General features: G+C 29.6%; 15 protein-coding genes, 1 riboswitch and 1 other annotated feature. Of the genes, 1 reads left to right on the top strand and 14 read right to left on the bottom strand.

Features of this window, described 5'->3' with window-relative positions; all coding sequences use genetic code 11:
* Positions 1–12: 12 nt before the first annotated feature.
* The 3 genes from serS to MPAN_RS00065 form a co-directional block, all read right to left on the bottom strand.
* Positions 13–1,290 (bottom strand): serine--tRNA ligase, encoded by a 1,278-nt coding sequence (gene serS / locus MPAN_RS00075; RefSeq protein ID WP_176238998.1) that lies wholly within the window; start codon positions 1,288–1,290, stop codon positions 13–15.
* 44 nt (positions 1,291–1,334) lie between these two features.
* Positions 1,335–1,534 (bottom strand) — a binding site (T-box leader).
* Between the two features lie 36 nt (positions 1,535–1,570).
* Positions 1,571–2,443 (bottom strand): UTP--glucose-1-phosphate uridylyltransferase GalU, encoded by an 873-nt coding sequence (gene galU, locus MPAN_RS00070; RefSeq protein WP_176238997.1) that lies wholly within the window; start codon positions 2,441–2,443, stop codon positions 1,571–1,573.
* A complete protein-coding gene (locus MPAN_RS00065; protein WP_176238996.1) occupies positions 2,440–3,324 on the bottom strand; it encodes a DUF368 domain-containing protein in 885 nt (294 codons plus the stop codon). The genes galU and MPAN_RS00065 overlap by 4 nt, the downstream gene beginning before the upstream one ends.
* A 105-nt stretch (positions 3,325–3,429) precedes the next feature.
* Between MPAN_RS00065 and MPAN_RS00060 the strand changes: the two genes are divergently transcribed.
* Entirely contained in the window at positions 3,430–4,233 is an 804-nt protein-coding gene (locus tag MPAN_RS00060) for an undecaprenyl-diphosphate phosphatase (RefSeq protein ID WP_176238995.1), read from the top strand.
* Positions 4,234–4,249: 16 nt separating this feature from the next.
* On the opposite strand, the gene MPAN_RS00055 is transcribed toward MPAN_RS00060, so the two are convergent.
* The 11 genes from MPAN_RS00055 to dnaA all read right to left on the bottom strand — a co-directional run bounded on the left by MPAN_RS00055 (position 4,250) and on the right by dnaA (position 18,434).
* Positions 4,250–4,903: a DUF1361 domain-containing protein gene (locus MPAN_RS00055; RefSeq protein ID WP_176238994.1), complete on the bottom strand. Its 654-nt coding sequence runs from the start codon at positions 4,901–4,903 to the stop codon at positions 4,250–4,252.
* Entirely contained in the window at positions 4,893–7,022 is a 2,130-nt protein-coding gene (locus MPAN_RS00050) for an LTA synthase family protein (RefSeq protein WP_176238993.1), read from the bottom strand. Before MPAN_RS00050 ends, MPAN_RS00055 begins: the two co-directional genes overlap by 11 nt.
* Before the next feature lie 91 nt (positions 7,023–7,113).
* Positions 7,114–7,929 (bottom strand): MetQ/NlpA family ABC transporter substrate-binding protein, encoded by an 816-nt coding sequence (locus MPAN_RS00045; RefSeq protein WP_176238992.1) that lies wholly within the window; start codon positions 7,927–7,929, stop codon positions 7,114–7,116.
* 11 nt (positions 7,930–7,940) lie between these two features.
* Positions 7,941–8,606: a methionine ABC transporter permease gene (locus MPAN_RS00040; RefSeq protein WP_176238991.1), complete on the bottom strand. Its 666-nt coding sequence runs from the start codon at positions 8,604–8,606 to the stop codon at positions 7,941–7,943.
* Complete coding sequence (locus tag MPAN_RS00035; RefSeq protein WP_176238990.1) at positions 8,599–9,582, bottom strand: methionine ABC transporter ATP-binding protein; 984 nt, start codon at positions 9,580–9,582, stop codon at positions 8,599–8,601. Before MPAN_RS00035 ends, MPAN_RS00040 begins: the two co-directional genes overlap by 8 nt.
* Positions 9,583–9,658: 76 nt before the next feature.
* Positions 9,659–9,747: riboswitch (SAM riboswitch) on the bottom strand.
* Between the two features lie 129 nt (positions 9,748–9,876).
* A complete protein-coding gene (gene gyrA, locus MPAN_RS00030) occupies positions 9,877–12,489 on the bottom strand; it encodes a DNA gyrase subunit A (RefSeq protein ID WP_176238989.1) in 2,613 nt (870 codons plus the stop codon).
* A gap of 12 nt (positions 12,490–12,501) precedes the next feature.
* Positions 12,502–14,397 carry a DNA topoisomerase (ATP-hydrolyzing) subunit B gene (gene gyrB, locus MPAN_RS00025; RefSeq protein WP_176238988.1) on the bottom strand — a complete coding sequence of 632 codons (1,896 nt, stop codon included), beginning with the start codon at positions 14,395–14,397 and terminating at the stop codon, positions 12,502–12,504.
* Entirely contained in the window at positions 14,384–15,430 is a 1,047-nt protein-coding gene (gene recF, locus MPAN_RS00020; RefSeq protein ID WP_176238987.1) for a DNA replication/repair protein RecF, read from the bottom strand. The genes gyrB and recF overlap by 14 nt, the downstream gene beginning before the upstream one ends.
* Positions 15,408–15,635: a S4 domain-containing protein YaaA gene (gene yaaA / locus MPAN_RS00015; RefSeq protein WP_176238986.1), complete on the bottom strand. Its 228-nt coding sequence runs from the start codon at positions 15,633–15,635 to the stop codon at positions 15,408–15,410. Before yaaA ends, recF begins: the two co-directional genes overlap by 23 nt.
* 171 nt (positions 15,636–15,806) lie before the next feature.
* On the bottom strand, positions 15,807–16,937 hold the full coding sequence (dnaN, locus tag MPAN_RS00010) for a DNA polymerase III subunit beta (RefSeq protein WP_176238985.1): 1,131 nt from the start codon (positions 16,935–16,937) through the stop codon (positions 15,807–15,809).
* A 132-nt stretch (positions 16,938–17,069) separates the two neighbouring features.
* Positions 17,070–18,434, bottom strand: a complete 1,365-nt coding sequence (gene dnaA, locus MPAN_RS00005; protein WP_176238984.1) for a chromosomal replication initiator protein DnaA — start codon at positions 18,432–18,434, stop codon at positions 17,070–17,072.
* Between the last annotated feature and the right edge of the window lie 100 nt (positions 18,435–18,534).

Raw genomic sequence — 18,534 nt, 5'->3', positions numbered from 1 at the left:
TGTGAAATTGTGTTAATTGATTACTTTTACACCCATATATGGAACTAGGACTTCTGGGATAGTAATACTACCATCTTTGTTTTGATAATTTTCCATAATAGCAATCATTGTTCTTCCAACAGCTAATCCAGATCCATTTAGTGTATGAACATATTCTGTTTTACTATCTTTAGTTCTTTTGAATCTAATATTTGCACGTCTTGCTTGAAAATCTTCTGCATTTGAGATTGATCCTATTTCACGATATTTATGTTGAGATGGTATCCATACTTCAATATCATATGTTTTAGCCATTCCAAAACCTATATCTCCTGTACATAAAGATACAACTCTATATGGTAGTCCTAATTGTTTTAAAACTTCTTCTGAGTCTAATAACATGCTTTCTAGCTCATTATAAGAATCTTCAGGAGTACTAAATTTAATAAGTTCTACTTTGTTAAATTGATGCTGTCTTAAAATACCTCTAGTATCTCTACCTGCAGATCCAGCTTCAGATCTAAAAGCAGTCGTAAAACTACAATACTTTAAAGGTAGTTTTGTGCCATCTAAGATTTCATCACGATATAAATTGATAGTTGGTACTTCAGCTGTTGGATTTAGATAGTAGTTTTGATCTTTTAGTTCTAGTCTAAAACTATCTTCTCTAAACTTAGGAAACTGACCTGTTGCAAACATACTTTGCTCATTAACGATGAATGGTGGAATGATTTCTGTGTAATCATTATGTCTACTATGTAGATCCATCATAAATTGAATTAATGATCTTTCAAGTCTTGCTCCAAGTCCTTTATCAACAACAAATCTTGTGCCTGTTATTTTAGCTGCTCTTTCAAAATCTAAAATATCTAGTTTTTCTCCAAGTTCTACATGATCGACAACTTCAAAATCAAATGTTTTAGGTGTTCCTACTTTTTTAATTTCTAAGTTATCATTTTCATCTTTTCCTACTGGAATTGATTCATGACACAAGTTAGGTGTATTGGCTAGTATATCAAAGATTTTAAGTTCAATATCTTTTAGTTTTTCATCTAGAGTTTTGATTTCATCTCCTAAATCTTTAACTTGATCTAGAATATGTGTAGCATCTTGTTTGTTTCGTTTGAGTTCACCTATCTTTTTAGATGATTCATTTCTAAGTGCTTTTTTAGATTCAACAGATGAGATGAATTCTTTTCTTTGATCTTGTAATGTGACCAATTCATATAAATATGAAAAATCACCATTTCTTTGTGATAGTCTTTCAACTACTTGGTCTATATGTTCTGTAACATATTTTAAATCTAACATTTTTCATTCCTCCTTTTATATATAAAAAGTCCCTAGACATATTGTCTAAGGACGAAGTTTCGCGGTACCACCTTAGTTCTAGATAAATTATCTAGCCCTCTTATATCATCTATAACGCTGATGTGCGGGTGTGATTAGCACCTCTAAAGAGTAGATTCATATCATTTTTTCTTAACACTTTCACCAACCGTGTTCTCTCTTGATAGAAAAATTGTGATATTACTGGTCTCTCATACGAGTTATCTATATTATAAAGTCTTATATACAAAAAGTAAAGTCTTTATTTTATTTTAGCTTTTTCTTTAATTAAAGCTTTTAATCCTTCTTTAAGTTCAGCGGTTGCTAGGCCTGTATCAAGGATAGCTTCTATATAGTCAAGTTTATTTCCGACATCATATCTTTTAGCTTCGATATCATAAGCAAACACTTTTTCTTCTTTCATTAATCTTAAAATTGCATCGGTAAGTTGGATTTCATTGCCTTTACCTTTTTGTTGATTTTTAAGATACTTGAATATAGTTGGTGTTAAGACATATCTGCCTCCGATTGCTGATCTTGATGGAGCGACTTCAATGTCTGGTTTTTCTACGACATCTTTAAGTTCAACTAATCTTCCTTTTTTCTCATGCTTTGGTGTACAAATACCATATTTATATGTATCTTCATACTTAACTTCCATAGTTCCTAAAATAGAAGATTTAGTTTCATCAAACATATCCATCATTTGTTTAATTGCAGGTTTATCTTTAGAGACATACATGTCATCTCCAAGTAAAACTACAAAAGGATCGTTTCCAACAAAGGCTTCTGCTTGCAAGACTGCATGTCCAAGACCTAGTTGTTCTTTTTGTCTAATAAAATGAAGGTTAGCACCTTTACCAATTTCTCTAAGCATTTTAAAATCTTCATCTTTGCCTTTGTTTAATAAAATCGTTTCTAATTCAATATTATAATCAAAGTAATCAATGATTGCATTTTTGTTGCTACTTACAATTAGTAAGATATCTGTGATGCCGCTATCGATAGCTTCATTAACTATATATTCAATTGTTGGTCTATCAATAATTGGAAGTAATTCTTTAGGCAAAGCTTTAGTAATAGGTAAAAATCTTGTTCCATATCCTGCTGCAGGAATAACCGCTTTTTTAATCATTTTATCTCTCCTTCATAATTTTTTGTATGTGAAATTTTATACGTAATAAATATGCCAAATAAAAATAGTATAGCTCCTATAACATACATGTACCATGCACTTTGAAATACATTAGCTGATGTATTGTCTTGTAATGTAAATAAAACGTTAAATGGCGATATAAGGACAATACCTAAAACTGCAAAGTAGAAATGTGCCTTGTAGTGGTGTAGAAGATAATGCATTAATTTTCCTACGAGTATGAGTCCAACAAGCGCGCCTAGTATTAATAATGCAAGCATAGGTAATTGTGAAACTATTGTGGAAAAATCAAGATTAACAAACGCAACTGCTATCTCATCTACCAGTGTAATTAGGATTTGGAAATAACCAAATGCCATGAGCATAGTAGATCCGCTTAATCCTGGAATAATTAATGCGACTGCATAAATTACACCTACTAAAAAGACTGATAAATAATATATAAACCCACTTTGTGTACTTTCTGTTTCTGTAATGAATATAAATCCTATCATAAATAAAATTGCGACTAACATCACAAAGAAGTGATGCCATTTATATTTATCTGTTTTGATTTCTTTTATCAATGATGGAATTGCGCCTAGGATAAATCCAATGAATAAGAATGTTATTGGGATGGGCGCTAATTCATAAAAGAAATTAATGAATACAAACCCAATCATAAATCCTATTAAAACTCCAACAATATATTGCCAAACGCTTTTAATAGATTTGATAGGTGCCTTTAAAAAATCATTTAAGGCATCTATTAAGTCTTGATATATTTTTAAAATAGCCGCAACCATGGATCCTGATATACCTGGTAATATGGATCCCATACCTACAAAACTACCTTTTATGATTTTTATAATATTTTTCATCATAACCTCTACTCTTATAATCTATTCACTTCTATTATAAATGATTGTTACTATTTTAACATACTTTTTACCATATGAATATGCTATAATATGTTTGGTGATTACATGATTGAACTTATAAAATATATTGTACTTGGTATCATTCAAGGCATTACTGAAATCTTTCCCGTTTCCAGTAGCGGACACTTAACACTTTTTAGTAATTTGTTTGGTATTGATTTAACCAATTTAACAGTTTTTCTAATGATAACCAATACTGGTTCTTTTTTAGCTTTATTGCTTTTCTTTAAGACTGATATTAAAGAACTTATAGTAGGTACTTATAAATTTTTAATTAAAAAAGAAGAGACGTCTAAAGAAGATTTTCAATATGTTTTAAAATTATTGATTGCTGTTATACCAATTGGTGTATTTGGACTTCTATTTAAAGATATGTTACCTAATGATTTATTATCTGTTGGATTTGCTTTAATATTGACAGGTTTATTACTGTTTTATGTTTATAGAGTTAAAGATATACAATGGAAGAATGATGTTTCTTGGAAAAATGCAATGATTATAGGCACATTCCAAATATTTGCGATTTTCCCAGGTATATCAAGAAGTGGTATCACAATGACGGGTGGACTAATCCAAAAGATTGAGCTTAAAAAAGTATTAAAATTCTCGTTTTTAAGTTATATCATCGTTTCAGTACCTGTAATGATTCTAGGCTTTTATAAAGCTTTAACTGCTAGTGAATCCATTCATGTATTAGGGTATTCTCTTGCATTTGTTATGAGTTTCGTATTCTCATTTATCTCAGTACGTATATTATATAAATATGTTAAAGTTAAAAACTTAATTTATTTTTCAATATATTGCTTAACTGTTGGTGTTTTATCCATTATTTTATACTTTGTTTTATAAAACATAAAGGTGAATATTATTCACCTTTTTCTTTAAATAAAATATATGAGATCATATGTATAATTGTAAAAAGTAAAACAAACATTACAAAGAATCTAAAGTGTTCGAATATACCATTAAAGATGTATGATATATCAAGAATGTTCCAAGAGTTTAATCGTATAAATCGCCCTAGATATATACCAATTGACGATAAGACAAATAATGCTGTTAACCCTAGATATTCAAATGTTTTTAGTTTATCTGAACAAATTGATTTAATATTAGAAATTGATAATATGCCTAATTTTAACGCAATCAATGCTCCCACAACTATATCAAAGAAGACATACCAGTCATATATATCAAGCTCGTATATGTTAGGATACATATTAAAGAAGTTGTAATGCTCAAAATGTATAAAATCTGTGATGATATAAAAACTATTAGGAAAAAAGATAACATATGCAACTATAGAAGATATGATCCATATTTTATGGGTCTTTTTTTTATACAATATCACGACTAAAACACTTAATAAATATACAATGATTGCTAATACCATGTTCCAAGATAAGAATATAATAAGGCCATTAGATAAACTTACACCTAATATAAAACTCATTCCTACAAATAAACACGCTAATATAAGTGTTGGATTTAAATATGCTTTTAAATTTTTAATCATCATCTTTGATTAACTCATTAATTTTTGTTTGTAAATCAGCTTCTGACAATAAATAGTCACTTAAGATTTTATATCTTAATATATAGTCATAAGTTTCAGAACTCACTGATTCATCATTTGGAAAAATAGCATATCTATTTCTCATAGAATAAATATAATCATCAAGAATAACATCGGTGATTCTATTATCAAGTGCAAATGTTGGTTCTGTACTCATCGCATGCACACCAAAATATGAATCTTGTCCAACAGGAAGGTCAAAGAGCTCAACAATCGTTCTATAAACATCTACTTGAGATCTAACTAAATCTTGTTCTCCTGTTAAAAGGCCTTTTCTAATTTGATAATCTCCATAATCTACATATTCATCATTGCTTGGTGCATAGATAAACACTGTGATTTGTTGAAGCATTCTTCTTTCTTCTAATGAAGATAATTCTTGATCAAATAAAATAGATAAATCTCCATTTTTAATGCCTGAGCCATGATCACTATAAAATACATAAACAGTATCATCTAATGTTTGATCTCCACCAAATTCATCCATAAAAAATCTTTGAATAGAGTCATTATAATATTTAGAATAATTAATGTATCTTAATGTTATTTTTTGAATAAGATTTGCATATTGAGGAAAATCTGTTTCTCTTAATCCACCATATGGATCAAAATCAAATGGAGTGTGTCCCATCATCGTAATTGGAAATAAGAAAAACTGTTCACTATTACTTAAAAGACTACTTCCTACTTGAGATGTATAGTCTGCTAAATGAAAATCACTAATCCAAGGTGAATGATGAACAAGATTTTCTGTTTCATTAAATAAATATCCATCTTCTACGACATATCCATCTTCAATAAAATCTTCAATAGCATAAAACTCATCAAAAGTTAATAATTCAGGATAAACAACATCTCTATTATAGAAAGTCTCTCTATCTCCATGGATAGCTTCTGTATAGTAATCAAGTTCATTAAAATATTTAACCAATGATGTCAAATCATAGTTCATGTCATTGTATTCCCAGTAAAGTGTTTCATCTCCAACTGGATTTAAACCAGTTAATATAGATAACTCACCATCAGAACTTACACCCATACCTACATTTGTATACACATTATTTAAGACAAAACTTTCTTTAAATAGATCTTTTAAGAACGTGAAATTTTGTCCAATAGCTGGGTGATCTAATAAAAATTGATTTAGGGACTCTAAATGAATAAGTACTAAGTTTTTATCTTTAAAGATACCTGTTAAATCGTTTGATGTAGATAAATTAGGATCAACATAAAGTGAGTCAACCGCCTCATCAACCATTAATCTATTTGAGTAAGTTTTATTGTCAAAAAAATTAATATAACTTTCTTGATTTTTATTATAGCTTTGTACTAAAGAAATCAAATCTTGATCATCACTAATATCTAATATCTCTTCATAATCCAGATCAAACTCAATGCCTATTAGTTCGCTAAGATAATATGGATAAACACCTAAGTTTTGAACTGCAAAAGTTGAATTCATAGACTGAACAGGCGCAGATTCTTGATAAAGTCTTAAATAAGTGTTTAAAGAAAACAAGAAGATTGATGCCATAGCCAGTAGAGAAATAGTTAAACGTTTAATTTGAAATTTAAACTTGTAATTAGATAAAGAAGCTTTATCTGATAATATATATAAAGTCATTAAAATGATAAAAGGTAAAAAGAGAAGAATTCTATAGTAAGTAATAAGTTCTAATAACGTCTCAATAACAACACCAAATGCGAAACCATCAGCTGGATTTTTTAATAAGACAATAGCATTTCTTGAAAACGCTGTGCCATAATATAAATTAAACACACTTAAAGCGTAAAGGAAAAAATTTAATCCAAATGTAGTCCATATTAACGTTTTAATTCTAGATTTAGCATTTTTAAATATCAAAGACACAATAACTACAACTAAAAATAGGATGACAAAATTACCTAATATCTGATTAATTTCACCAAAAAAAGTATGTAAAAAAGGCTCAATATATCTATTGAGATGTTTTACTGTTAAAAAATATGTGTTTATAATGTTTAAGCCAATGAATAGCGCTATAAAAAGCATATATACTTTTTTGTAATTTAATTTCTTCATAAATTTCCTTTGTTTTAAGTAAGTATTTATATTATACACTATTTTTTATAAGTTATAAATGAATGCACTAAAAAGAAAAGCCCCTAAGGGCTTAAGCTGGAATAACTGATCCATTATATTGATTTGTAATAAAATCTTTAATTGCTTGTGATTCTAATACCTCTATTAAGGCTTGTATTTTAGGATCGTCTAATAGTGATGCTTTAACAGCTAATACATTTACATAAGGATTATTAGTCGTTTGTTCAATAAAGATAGAGTCAGTTAATGGATTTAATCCGCCTTCTAAAACATAGTTTGAATTGATAATATATAAATCAGCTTCATCACTGTTATACGCTGATATTAAAAAATCTGGTGAAACATCTGTTTTCAATACTAAATTTTTTGGATTTGTTAATATAGATGTTTGTATATCAAAATTTGGTGATGTAATATCAATACCTTCTTTTAATGTAATCAATCCAGCAGCTGCTAAAAGATTTAAAGCTCTACCGTGATCTGATATAGAATTACTTAATAAAACGTTTGCTCCATCTTCGATATCTTCTATGCTAGTATATTGATTAGCATATAATCCAATAGGTTCAATATGAACTCTTGCACCAATCACTAATTGATTGTTTGGATTTTCTAAATTATAAGCATCCAAAAATGGAACATGTTGGAAAAAGTTTGCATCTGCATCTCCAGCAGAAACAGATGGATTTGGAAAATAGTAATCAGAAGTAATGATCACTTTTAGTGTATATCCTTGTTCTTCTAGAATTGTTTTTGCTTCATTTAATATCTCTGCATGTGGTATTTGAGTTGCTATAACTTCTATGACGTTTTCGTCTGACTGTGCACATGCACTTAGTCCTAATATTGTAATTAAAAATATGGTTATAAATATAAATTTTTTCATTTGTTTTTCTCCTATTTATGGTCTAGTTTTCTAGAGATTTTATCTCCTGTAATTTGTATAATAAATACAAGTGCTAATATGGTAAATATGGATAAATACATAAGTGGATAATTACTACCAAACTTTCCATATTCATAAGCTAAAAATGCTAATCCTCCAGCACCAATAACTGCTGCTGCGGACATGAATCCTATAAGGGTTACCACTGTTAAAGTATACCCTGAAACTAACGATGGTAGTGCCTCTTTAAAAATGACGTATAATAAATATTTAAATGATCCTCCCATAGATCTTACAGCTTCTATTGTGTCATTAGAAACTTCAAATAATGACATATGAACAACTCTTGCGAAAAAGGGAGTTGCACTAATTATGAGAGCAGGAATAGCAGCCTTTGGTCCTAACATTGTTCCTACTAAAAATCTTGTTAATGGAATCATCATAATCAATAAAATAATAAAAGGAATGGATCTAAATATATCATTTGTAGTCGCAATCACTCTGTGAATCACTTTTATTGACTTGGTTTGTTTTAGTAAATATGGGTTTTGAGTCATATACAGTGTAAATCCTATGATAAAGCCAAATAACAGTACAAATGCTCCTGTTATGCCTACAATATATAATGTCTCATAAAACGCATCTATAAATAACTTTAGTGCTTCTTTATCAAGCATATTCTCTTACCTCTATTTCATTAGACACTAAATACTTAATAGCTTTACTTTTGTTATCACCAATAAGTTCAACATATAGATATCCTATCGTTTGATTACCCACAGTCAATGTCTTTGCAAATAGGATGTTAACATCTATGTCATATTTTTTTATCATATGACTTAAGATTGTATCATCTACGTGTTCATGATGATAAACCAGCTCTAAATACTGCTTATTCTTTAAATGAGTAGGCTCATCTATGACTTGTTTAATCAATGATTTAGTAATGTCCATATGTGGATTAATAAATAAATCTTTTGTAGGTCTATCTTCAATGATCTTACCTTTGTCCATTACAACTACTCTTTCACATAAATCTTTTACAATTTCTATTTGATGTGTGATAAAAATAATTGAAATATTTGTTTTTTGATGTATCTCTTTTAATAGATTCACAATATCATAAGAAGTCTTTTGATCTAGTGCAGAAGTTGCTTCATCACAAAGTAAATACTTTGGGTGATTAACAATTGCTCTTGCAATACCAACGCGCTGTTTTTCTCCACCAGATAGTGCTTTTGGATATCTATTTTTTTTATCAAATAAACCAACTAATTTTAAGACTTCATCCACTTTTTGATCTCTTAAATTTTTATCATATTTTTTGATATTTAGAGCTAACTTTATATTTTGATAAACTGTAAGATTTGATACTAAATTGAAGTGCTGAAAAATCATAGAAATATCATAGCGCATTCGATTCAAATCCTCTTGTTTTAAATCATGAATTTTGACGCCATCAATGATGACATCTCCGCTGGTTGGTTTAATCAATCCATTGATGCATCTGACCAATGTTGATTTACCTGCACCACTAAGTCCAACAATACCTAATATCTCTTGATCATGAATATCAAGATTAATATCTGAAAGTGCACAAAATGATTCTTCCTTAGATTCATAGATCTTATTTATGTGTGATAAGGTAATCATGATATCTCTCCTTTTTGTAATAAAAAAAGTCCCTATCTATACCGATAGAAACTTTAAAAGACTTAAGTTATAAGTTTTTCCATCGTTTATAACTTTACCACCTTGTTTGATAACTGGTTGGTAGACGATCACAGAGCTATATCTCTCCCGTCTTCTTGATAGTTTATATTATTAATTTATTAAATTGTAACACAAGGTTAGTGACTTTACAATAGCATTTTTTATGAAATCGTTTTTATTAAAAAAAGAAACTCAGCATATAGAGTTTCTTTTATCATTATATTATTTAATTTTTTAGTCTTCTTTATCTTCATCAAATAAACTGTCAGTAGAAATAACTTCTTCTTGTTTGGTTTCTGCTTCATCTGGTGCAAGTTCTTTAGACTCCATTGTTTTCTTTTGTTCTTCTACAGGAATTGAAACTTGTTCAAATTGTTCTTGATCAACAACTTCTTCATCTTCATCTTCTTGTTTAGGAACTAATGCAATGGTTGCTACATGATGATCAGTTCTTAATTTAATAACTCTAACGCCTTGTGTAGCACGTTTTGTTTTAGAAATTTGATCAACGTGAGTTCTAATCACAACACCTTTATCAGATACAACAATTAAATCATCATTATCACTTACAGCTTTTAATGTACATAAACGGCCATTTTTATCGGTAACATTAAGTGTTTTAACACCTTTACCACCACGCATTTGACATCTATATTCATCTACATTTGTACGTTTTCCATACCCTTTTTCTGTAACAACAAGTATTTCTTGATCATTAGATTCAATAAGTGCTGCACCAACGATTTGATCATCATCTGAGATGTTCATACCACGTACACCTGATGCTGTACGTCCCATCGATCTAACATCTTGTTCGTTAAAGCGGATTGCTTTACCATTTGACGCACCTAAGATGATATCTTTTTGACCATCAGTTAATCTCACACTTAACAATTCGTCATTTTCTCTTAGTGTTAATGCGATGATACCATTAGTTCTAATGTTTTGATATTCTGAAATGTGAGTTCTTTTAACAACGCCTCTTTTAGTCACAAAAGTCAAATATGCATTTTCAGCTTCAAAGTCTTTAACACTCGTAAAATTAGCTAATGTTTCGTCTTTATCAAATTCTAATAAATTGACAATTGGTAAGCCTTTAGAGGTTCTTGATCCTTCAGGAATTTGATATCCTTTGATCTTATAAACTCTACCTTTATTTGTAAAGAATAAATGATAATCATGAGTTGAAGTCATTAAGATATGTTCTACATAATCATCTTCATGAACTTTAATGCCAGACATACCAACTCCACCACGATTTTGAGTCTTATATTGATCGACTTTCATACGTTTAATATATCCATTATTCGTTACTGTAATAATAACATCTTCTACAGGAATTAAGTCTTCATTTTCAATACTTAAATCTTCATGTAGATTAATTTCAGACATTCTTTCATTGCTGTATTTATCTCTTATAATTAATAATTCATCTTTAATGATTTGCGTCTTTCTCTCATGTGATCCAATGATATCTTTAAAGTCAGTGATCTTAACCATAAGTTCAGCAGCTTCACCTTCAATTTTACCTATTTCTAATCCTGTAAGTCTTTGTAATCTCATATCAAGAATAGCTTTTGCTTGAATTTCTGTTAGATCATAAGCTTCAATTAAAGCTTCTTTTGCTTCATCACCAGTATTCGCTTTTTTAATGATTTCAATCGCATGATCGATATCATGTAAAGCTTTAAGTAAACCTTCTAAAATATGTTCTCTAGCTTGGGCTTTATCTAGATCATAAATTGTACGTCTTTGGACCACTTCAACTTGATGTTCAAGATAGTTAACAATCACATCTTTTAGATTAACCATCATAGGTTGCCCTTTGACTAATGCAATCATATTAATCCCAAATGATTGTTGAAGTTGTGTGTATTTATATAGGTTATTTAACATGACATGAGGGTTAACATCACGACGTAATTCTATAACAATACGCATACCTTTTCTATTAGACTCATCACGAAGATCCGTGATACCATCTACAATCTTATTTTTAGCGATATCTGCGATACGTTCAATTAATGTAGTTTTATTTACTTGATAAGGTATTTCATATACCACAAGACTATTTTTATTCTTATGTGTAACGATTTCTGTATTTGCTCTTACTGCAATAATACCCTTACCAGTTTCATAGGCTTGTCTTAACCCAGTAAGTCCTAGGATTTGGCCTCCTGTAGGGAAATCTGGGCCTTTAATATAATCCATAAGTTCGGTAGTTGTGATGTCTTCATTTTCCATATAAGCAAAAATTCCATCGATTACTTCACCTAAATTATGTGGCGGAATATTAGTAGCCATCCCAACAGCAATCCCTGTTGAACCATTAACTAAAAGGTTCGGATATCTTGCTGGAAGTACACTAGGTTCTTTTTCAGATCCATCATAATTATCTATAAAATCAACTGTATTTTTATCTAAATCAGATACTAATTCTCCAGCTAATTTACTCATTCTTGCTTCGGTGTAACGCATTGCTGCAGCACCATCACCATCGACTGAACCAAAGTTTCCATGTCCATCGATTAATGGCATTCTATAATTAAATGGTTGAGCCATACGTACCATAGCTTCATAGACACTTGAATCACCATGAGGGTGATACTTACCAATAACTTCACCAACGATTCTAGCAGACTTTTTATGTGCACTAGAAGCTGTCATATTTAAATCGTTCATTGCGTATAATATACGTCTTTGAACTGGTTTAAGTCCATCTCTTATATCAGGTAATGCTCTTGAGACAATAACACTCATTGCATAATTTAGAAATGATGATTTCATCTCAGTGGAAATATTTATCTCTTTAACTTTACCTTCGGTTGTTTTTTTAGTTTCTTCCATCTTCATTTCCTCCTATGCGTCAATATTATCTGCATAAATTGCATTTTCTTGAATAAAGTTTTTTCTAGGTTCAACTTCTTCACCCATCAACATACTAAATACCATATCTGCATCAAGTGCATCTTTTAAGGATACTTGTAAAAGTGTTCTAGTTTCAGGATCCATTGTTGTTTCCCATAATTGTTCAGGATTCATTTCACCAAGACCTTTATATCTTTGTATAGATGGTCTTCCACCCATTTCAGCAAGTAGTGTATTTAGTTGATCATCAGTATAGACATATTCAACACGTCTACCTTGTTGAACTTTGTATAACGGTGGTTGAGCGATATATATATATCCAAGGTCAATAAGTGGTTTCATATATCTGTAGAAGAATGTTAAAAGTAGAGTTCTAATGTGTCCACCATCAGTGTCCGCATCGGTCATAATTACAATTTTATGATATCTAGTTTTTTCTGGATCAAATTCTTCTCCAATTCCAGTTCCAATTGCTTGGATCATTGATAAAATTTCTTTGTTACTTAAAATTTTATCTAATCTTGCTTTTTCAACATTTAATACTTTTCCGCGTAGTGGAAGAATTGCTTGATATTCTGATTCTCTACCTTGTTTAGCAGAACCACCCGCAGAGTCCCCTTCGACGATATATACTTCTGATATTTGAGGATCTTTACTTCTACAATCAGCTAACTTAGATGCAAATCCTAGTTGATCAAGTGGAGATTTTCTTCTAGTTGCTTCTCTTGCTTTTTTAGCAGCAAGTCTTGCACGTGAAGCTAAAAGACTTTTTTCTATAATTGCTTTAGCATCCACAGGATTTTCACTTAAATATCTTTCTAATCCTTCACCAGTGATTTGACTTGCGATTTGTCTAACTTCAGGATTTCCTAATTTAGTTTTCGTTTGTCCTTCAAATTGTGGGTCTGGATGTTTAACAGATACGATAGCAGTTAATCCTTCTCTTGTATCTTCACCAATAAGTGAATCATCTTTTTTAAGTAAATTATTTTCATTAGCATATTTACTAATAACTCTAGATAGAGCTAATTTATATCCATCTTCATGCATCCCACCTTCATGTGTAGGTATGTTGTTTGCAAATGAATAAATATTTGTAGCATAAGAATCGTTATATTGCATCGCGATTTCTAATGTAACACCATCTAATTCTTTTTCTGTATAAATAATATCTTGATTGACTTTACCTTTACCTTTGTTTAAAAAACCTACATACTCAACAATACCACCTTCGTAATGGTAACTTATTTCAACAGGTTCATTGCCTCTAGCATCGATAATTGTAATTTTAATGCCTCTATTTAAGAACGCAAGTTGTTGAACTCTACTTCTTAATATTTCATAATCATAAACTCCAGTTTCAGTAAACACTAAATGGTCTGCTTTAAAAGTTATGATCGTTCCTGTATGTACACTATCACCAATTTCAATAACATCTGTCATTGGAAAACCACGTTCATAACGTTGTTGATAATTCTTATCATTTCTATGAATTTCAACAATAAACCACTCAGATAAAGCATTAACAACAGATGCACCTACACCGTGTAGTCCACCTGATACTTTATATGATTTGCCATCGAACTTACCACCTGAGTGAAGCGATGTTAAAATCGTTTCAACCGCTGGTCTATTTGTTTTTGGATGAAGATCCACTGGAATCCCACGGCCATCATCAGTTACTTTAATGATATTGCCTTCTAAGATTTCTAGTTTAATGTTAGTCGCATATCCGCCTAAAGCTTCATCAATTGAATTATCAATAATTTCCCAAACTAAATGATGTAGTCCTCTAGCTCCGGTACTACCAATATACATACCAGGACGCTTTCTAACAGCTTCTAATCCCTCTAAAATTTGAATATTCGATGCATCATAATTTGACATGTGTACGCTCCTTTGTTAATTCAATCATTTGAATGTGATCCATATCGATGGGCATCACACTATTCATGATGATTTGATGTTGTTTTGGTAAAGTTTTTAAAAATATATCTTGTTTTTGTTGATCTAACTCTGATAATACATCATCAAGTAGTAGAACAACTTTATGATTTGTCTTTGATTCTATCCATTCTAAAAGCGCTAATTTTAACGCTATGACGATTAATCTTGTTTCACCTTGCGAGGTATATGTTTTCGAATCAAACGCGTTAAACCTTATAAAAAAATCGTCTCTGTGGGGTCCAGTTAGTGTTGTTTGATACAAAATGTCTTGTCGTTGTTGTTTTTGCAAATGTTTTTTAAAACTTGCCTCATCTTGATCAGGTTTATATATAATATCGACCACATTTTGACTAAACTTTTGATAATTTGCCTTAAATAATATATTTAATTCGTCTAAAAATTGCTTTCTTTGGTTAATAAGTATGATACCTTGTTCGTAAAGTTGATCTCCTAAAATATTTAAAAATGTGTAATCATCTTTAATATCTACTTTTTTTAACAAACTATTTCGTTGTTTTAGGACTTTTTTATATGTATTTAGGTGATTTAAATATGATTTATCAACTTGTAATAACTCAAAATCCATAAACTGACGTCTAACTAATGGTGAGCCTTGGATTAACTCTAAATCATTAGGGGCAAACATCACCACATTTAGATGTCCAAGAAATTCACTTAACTTTCTTTTTTCAACATGATTTACTTTTGTTCTTTTCCCAAATTTTGAAACAACTATTTCATAAGTTTGATCATCATTTTTAATAACTACTTGTGCAAACATTTCATTTGTTTTAATTAATTCTTTTTCATCTGAAGTCCTATGAGATTTAGTTGTTGAACAAAAATATATACCTTCTAAAATACTAGTTTTGCCACTTCCATTTTCTCCATAAATATAGACAAAGGGTTTGTTTATTTCTAACTTAAATGTTTCGTGGTTTCTAAAGTTTTTAAGAAGTATGCTTTGTATCATTTACGATATAATGAACTGTTTCAAAAATCATAACTTGATCACCGTGATATAATTTTTTTCCACGTTCTGTTCTTCTTTCATGATTAACAAAAACTTCTTGTTGTAATAAAAAAAACTTAGCTTCTCCACCAGATCCAATATAATCTGTTGCTTTTAGAAACTGACCTAAAGTTATAAAATCTGAGTTAATTTTGAATTTTTTCATATTTTCACCCTCTGCATCCATTTATATTATAACATAATATAAAGAAAAAAACACTAATTTAAGCGATTTTTTTTGGTGTAAATGTCTCTAACCTGTTGGTATAAAAAAAAGCCTTAAAATTGAAATTTCGGCTTTTTTTATATTTTGTGTTTTTTTAGTTTTTTGAATTTCTTAGTCTATTCTTACTGGTAAAATTAAGTGTAATAACTCTTGATCAAGGTTTCCTTTAATCACAAATGGTTTCACTTCTCCAGCAAATTGAATTAGAATTTCGTTAGAAGAAAATGACTTTAAAGCATCTACTAAATATCTTGAACTAAATGCAATTTTAATCACCGGACCTATAACATCTGATGATGGAATAATTTCTTCTAATGCATCTCCGACTTCACTATTTGTAGAACTCATTTCTACAATATGATCTTCTCTTAGATTTAATTTTATGATGTTGTAATTTGTTTCACGATCTCTTGGAGAAAGTAGAGAAACACGTTCAACAGCTTGTAGTAATTCTTCTTTGTTAAATGGAATCGCCACTGGAAATTCAGTAGGTATAATTCTCATTGTATCTGGATAATTTCCTTCAAGTAATCTTGTTTGAAATAAAGTGTTTTTCATTTTAAATAAAACTTTATTTGGATTGATATATAATTCTACATCATCAGTTGAACCATCAAGTATTTTACTTAATTCATCTAGTGATTTATTTGGAATAACAATATCAAATTCTTTTGAATGTGTTCTTAATTTAACGTTTTTTTGACTTAAACGATAACTATCTGTAGCAACACAATATAAATAATTATCTTTATATTTAAAATTAACCCCTGTTAATATAGGTCTTTTTTCGCTTTGTGCGGTTGCAAAGTTAGTTTCTTTAATAATGTTTTTAAAAACTTGACTGTCTAAAACAATTGGATCATCTAAATCAAGAAAATCAACTTCTGGATAATCTTCAACATCCATTAATCTTAATTTAAATTCAGAGCGATCAGCTTTAATAACGATTAAATGATCTTCAATTAAAGCAAACTCAACACGTTTAGATGTGATTTTTCTCATGATTTCAATTAAATAACGACCAGGTATAGCAACCTTGCCTGTTTTTTGAATTGAAATTGATGAAACATCAATCAATACTTGAATTGCAACATCAGTGTTACTTGATGTTAAAATTAGATGATCTTCGTTTACTTCAAATTTTATTGCATATAAAATTGGTAATGGAGTTTTTGAAGGTAATCCTTTTTGTACAGTGAGTAACTGACTTAATAAAACATCTCTATCAATACTGAAAATCATAAGCGGGAGCTCCTTTATTTTTATTATTTAATCTTTAAATATTGTTATTGGTAGCGGTGGATAAGTGGATAACTCTAATAATAGGCTTAACACTGCTATTATTATACCATATTATCAACAAATTAACCACAATTATTTTTGTGTAAAATGATCAATTTTTTTGTTGATTGTATCGATAGCAATTTTTAAACTTAAGTTTTGTTTTATTTCATTTTCGATTTTTTCACAAGCTGCTAAAACAGTTGAATGATCTCTTCCACCAAACAAAGATCCAATGGTTTTATAAGGGATATTATATTTTGATTTAATAATATACATTGAAATATGTCTAGGTAATATATATTTAGAATGTCTTTTTTTACCAATTAAATCATCAATCGTTATACCGTAGAAATCACTAACTACACTTTGAATTTTATCATAATTATTTTCATTTAAAGAATCACTTTTTCGTTTTGTTTTTAATAACGGTTCTAGCGCTTCATTAACGGATTCTACTGTTAGTTCTAAGTTGTTTGCAAGACAATAAAATAAGACACGTTTTAAAGCACCTTCAAGCTCTCTAATGTTGGTTACAAAAGAGGATGCGATAAACTCTAAAACTTCATTTGGAATATCATGAATATCAGATGATTCAGTAGCTAATTTACGTTTTAAAATCTCTATTCTATGTTCTAAATCAGGAACTTGAATATCAACAGTAAGTCCAACTTCAAATCTAGAAGTTAAACGTGACATAATATTTTTTAAATCAGATGCTGGTTTATCACTTGTGATGACAATTTGTTTATTTTGTTGATATAGATAATCAAAAAGTTTGAAGAATTCCATCTGTGTTTTAGTAGCTCCACCCATGATTTGGATATCATCGACTAATAAAACATCAATATCTCTATATTTTTGATTAAAATCATCCATTCTTTCTCTTCTTAATAAGTTTGCAAAGTCTTCAATAAAACCATCAGCCTTAACATACATTATTTTTTGATGAATATCATTATCTAAGATGAAATTACCAATAGATTGCATTAAATGGGTTTTACCTAGACCAACATCTCCAAATATATATAGAGGGTTTGCAACTGTACCTGGTTGATCAGCAACTTTCATTGCCATTCTAAATGCAAAATTATTACTTTTACCTACAACAAAATTGTCAAATGTATAAGTTCTATTTAAATTACCAGGTCGATATTTAATACTTAAATTTCTCTCAGGACTTATTAAGGTTTCTTCTGGAACTAACTCAGCTTCAGTAACAAACTTAAAACGAATCACTTTTTTATAGTGTTTCTCTGCTAGTTCATTGATTTTATTGATATAAAAACGATTTATTCTGTTTTTTATAAATTCGTTTGGAACAAGCACAAAAATTTGCCCATTAGCGTATTTATGTGTCTTCTTTAATGGCTCAAAGACATCTATGTATAACTCCTCAGAGAAAACAACCGCTAAATCATTTAATATTTGTTGCCATAATTGATCGTATTCATTCATTTTTGTTACCCCTTAATTACTGTAATATTATGATATCACAAATACAACCTGATTCAAGAAAAACTTACCCACATAATTTGTGGGAAACTATTTTTGTTCA

Origin of the sequence: Mariniplasma anaerobium (assembly GCF_016865445.1) — a bacterium.
Classification (GTDB): domain Bacteria; phylum Bacillota_I; class Bacilli_A; order Acholeplasmatales; family Acholeplasmataceae; genus Mariniplasma; species Mariniplasma anaerobium.
The sequence above is the reverse complement of the archived record's forward strand: the minus strand, read 5'-3'. Positions and strand labels throughout refer to the sequence as shown.

What these genes read in the sequence shown, in the direction of transcription:
- serS (WP_176238998.1), bottom strand. Translation starts at nt 1,290, where the DNA reads ATGTTAGATTTAAAATATGTTACAGAACATATAGACCAAGTAGTTGAA.
- galU (WP_176238997.1), bottom strand. Translation starts at nt 2,443, where the DNA reads ATGATTAAAAAAGCGGTTATTCCTGCAGCAGGATATGGAACAAGATTT.
- MPAN_RS00065 (WP_176238996.1), bottom strand. Translation starts at nt 3,324, where the DNA reads ATGAAAAATATTATAAAAATCATAAAAGGTAGTTTTGTAGGTATGGGA.
- MPAN_RS00060 (WP_176238995.1), top strand. Translation starts at nt 3,430, where the DNA reads ATGATTGAACTTATAAAATATATTGTACTTGGTATCATTCAAGGCATT.
- MPAN_RS00055 (WP_176238994.1), bottom strand. Translation starts at nt 4,903, where the DNA reads ATGATGATTAAAAATTTAAAAGCATATTTAAATCCAACACTTATATTA.
- MPAN_RS00050 (WP_176238993.1), bottom strand. Translation starts at nt 7,022, where the DNA reads ATGAAGAAATTAAATTACAAAAAAGTATATATGCTTTTTATAGCGCTA.
- MPAN_RS00045 (WP_176238992.1), bottom strand. Translation starts at nt 7,929, where the DNA reads ATGAAAAAATTTATATTTATAACCATATTTTTAATTACAATATTAGGA.
- MPAN_RS00040 (WP_176238991.1), bottom strand. Translation starts at nt 8,606, where the DNA reads ATGCTTGATAAAGAAGCACTAAAGTTATTTATAGATGCGTTTTATGAG.
- MPAN_RS00035 (WP_176238990.1), bottom strand. Translation starts at nt 9,582, where the DNA reads ATGATTACCTTATCACACATAAATAAGATCTATGAATCTAAGGAAGAA.
- gyrA (WP_176238989.1), bottom strand. Translation starts at nt 12,489, where the DNA reads ATGGAAGAAACTAAAAAAACAACCGAAGGTAAAGTTAAAGAGATAAAT.
- gyrB (WP_176238988.1), bottom strand. Translation starts at nt 14,397, where the DNA reads ATGTCAAATTATGATGCATCGAATATTCAAATTTTAGAGGGATTAGAA.
- recF (WP_176238987.1), bottom strand. Translation starts at nt 15,430, where the DNA reads ATGATACAAAGCATACTTCTTAAAAACTTTAGAAACCACGAAACATTT.
- yaaA (WP_176238986.1), bottom strand. Translation starts at nt 15,635, where the DNA reads ATGAAAAAATTCAAAATTAACTCAGATTTTATAACTTTAGGTCAGTTT.
- dnaN (WP_176238985.1), bottom strand. Translation starts at nt 16,937, where the DNA reads ATGATTTTCAGTATTGATAGAGATGTTTTATTAAGTCAGTTACTCACT.
- dnaA (WP_176238984.1), bottom strand. Translation starts at nt 18,434, where the DNA reads ATGAATGAATACGATCAATTATGGCAACAAATATTAAATGATTTAGCG.